We start from the raw sequence: 2,220 nt of genomic DNA, 5'->3' as shown, positions 1-2,220 counted from the left end.
CGGCATGGATGGCGTCGGCGGGATGACCCAGCCGCACATTCAGCCCGGCGAAACCTATGTCTACGAGTTCACGCTGCGCCAGCACGGCACGCATATGTATCATCCGCACGCCGACGAGATGACCCAGATGGCCTATGGCATGATGGGCCTGTTCATCATCCATCCGCGCGGCGGGGAGATCGTGCCGGTCGATCGCGATTACGCCTTCCTTTTGCACAATTGGGCGCTGAAACCCGGAACCTGGCGCCCGGACCCCTCGATCATGGTCGAGTTCGACCAGTGGACCTTCAACTCCAAGATGTTCCCGGCGATCGATCCGATCGTCGCGCGCACCGGCGAGCGTGTGCGCATCCGGGCCGGCAACCTGTCGATGTGGAACCATCCGATCCACCTTCATGGCGTCGAGTTCGAGGTGACGGGTTCCGATGGCGGGCGCTGGCCGCGCGAGCGCTGGCGGCGGGAGGTCACCGAACTGGTGTCGGTCGGGCAGATGCGCGACATCGAGTTTACCGCGGTCGCCGGCGACTGGGCTTTCCACTGCCATATGGCCCACCACACCATGAACGCGATGGGCCACGGCATCCCCAACCAGACCGGCGTTGATCAATCCGGTGTAGAGGCGCGGATTCGCAAGGTGTCGCCAAATTTCCTGCCGATGATGCGCTACGGCATGGCGGAGCACCAGGAACACACCGACGGCGGACATCAAGGTCCGGTCAACACGACGCCGATGATGGGCGGCAAGGGCCAGTTCGGGAATATGGAAATGGGCGGCATGTTCACGGTCGTGAAGGTGCGCGACGATATCGCGCGGGGCGATTTTACCGATCCCGGCTGGTATCGCCATCCGGCGGGAACGGTCGCAAAACGAGTCAGCGCAGACCCTGACTTCGGTTCTCCGCCGCGCCGTCAAGTGTAGCGGTTACGAAGCCCGGAATTGCACGCCTACTGGTGATTACCGCCAACCTTAATCGTGCATCGCACCGTCTCGCGCGCTCGAACCGCGGCCTTGCTGCACCCCTCGATCGTTTCGCGATTGGCCGTCACGATCCTGTCGCCGGCGACGATCGCGCGGAACGCGGTCGGGCTCGCGCTCTGCATCAAGCGCTGCCCCGCCTCCCAACGCGGCAAGTCTAACGACCGCGCCGCTATGCGCTCGGGCCATTGCCAGCTCGCCGGCGCGACCTCGCGCGCGACCAGGCCGGGCACTATCGCCCATGCGATGATGCCGATCGCGACCCCGCCCAGCCCGAACCATAGCTGCCGATTCTTCTGGTCGGCTCGCGTCCATGCGGACCCGGCGACGGCGCGAAGCTCGGCCATGACGCGGGCCTTGTCCTCGCCCGCCCTGGCGAGCGCTGCCTGATCCTCGCGCCGGGCCGCGTTACCCGCCGCCACGATCCGCTGCGCCATTTGCTCGGGCGTCATCGCCAGCGCCGGACTCCGGGCGATCACGTCGTTGATGACCGCGATCCGGTCGGCCGTGGCGTCCACGCCCTGCTGCATCCGCCCCAACGTCTCGGTATAATCGGGCACGTCGATCGCGCCGCGCTCGGCCGCCAAGCCCTCCACGGCGCGGCGCAACAGCGCCAGCTCGCCACGCATGGCCTCGAAAGCCTCGGCCGCGTCTGCTCCCTGGCTGTCGTCCTCGTCCGCCACCCATCCCCCTTACCGGCTCATGCCACGCTCGCGATCACGCCCGATCGCGACCGACTGCGCCAGTTCCTGCCCGATCGACCGGCCCCGCTCCATGCTCAACGCCAGCTCGGGGGCGCGACGCCGCAACACGGATTCGAGTTGCGGATCGCGGTGCAACCCGCCCGCCATGCTCTCCATGCGCTTCCCCAGCTTCTCCGCGCCGGCACGATCGCCGGCACGCTCCATGCTGGCGCGCGCCTCCTTCATGCCCTGCCACTGCTCCACAAAGCGGCCCGCGCGCTTCTCGGGGTCAATGCGGACCTGGCGCTCCGTCTCCATCGCCTTCGCCGCCCCGCCCGTGTTCCCCTCCGCCGCGTCGCGCGCGAGCCGGGGGTCACGCTCGATCGCGCTGGCAAGGTCACGCGCGGCATGGGGCCGGGTCGCGTCCAACGCCTCGCCGGCGCGGCGCAACGCGCTCTCCTGGTGCGCCAGCACCGGCAACCCCTTCTCCCGCATCCGGCCTATATGGCCCAGTCGGCCCGAAGCTGCGATTTTGGCCAGGTTGAAGAACGAACACTGAAC

General features: G+C 67.7%; 2 protein-coding genes and 1 pseudogene. 1 reads left to right on the top strand and 2 read right to left on the bottom strand.

Annotated elements, in window-relative coordinates; all coding sequences use genetic code 11:
- On the top strand, positions 1 to 919 hold a 919-nt coding region (locus tag AX724_RS17290), incomplete at its 5' end, for a multicopper oxidase domain-containing protein (protein ID WP_156448146.1).
- 26 nt (positions 920 to 945) lie between these two features.
- On the opposite strand, the gene AX724_RS17285 is transcribed toward AX724_RS17290, so the two are convergent.
- Together AX724_RS17285 and AX724_RS17280 are read right to left on the bottom strand one after the other, a co-directional pair.
- Positions 946 to 1,659, bottom strand: a complete 714-nt coding sequence (locus tag AX724_RS17285; protein ID WP_063976193.1) for a DUF6118 family protein — start codon at positions 1,657 to 1,659, stop codon at positions 946 to 948.
- A gap of 9 nt (positions 1,660 to 1,668) precedes the next feature.
- Positions 1,669 to 2,220 (bottom strand): annotated as a pseudogene (locus AX724_RS17280) (Ti-type conjugative transfer relaxase TraA); the annotation flags it as partial.

Origin of the sequence: Sphingobium sp. CCH11-B1, assembly GCF_001556865.1 — a bacterium.
Classification (GTDB): domain Bacteria; phylum Pseudomonadota; class Alphaproteobacteria; order Sphingomonadales; family Sphingomonadaceae; genus Sphingobium.
The sequence above is the reverse complement of the archived record's forward strand: the minus strand, read 5'-3'. Positions and strand labels throughout refer to the sequence as shown.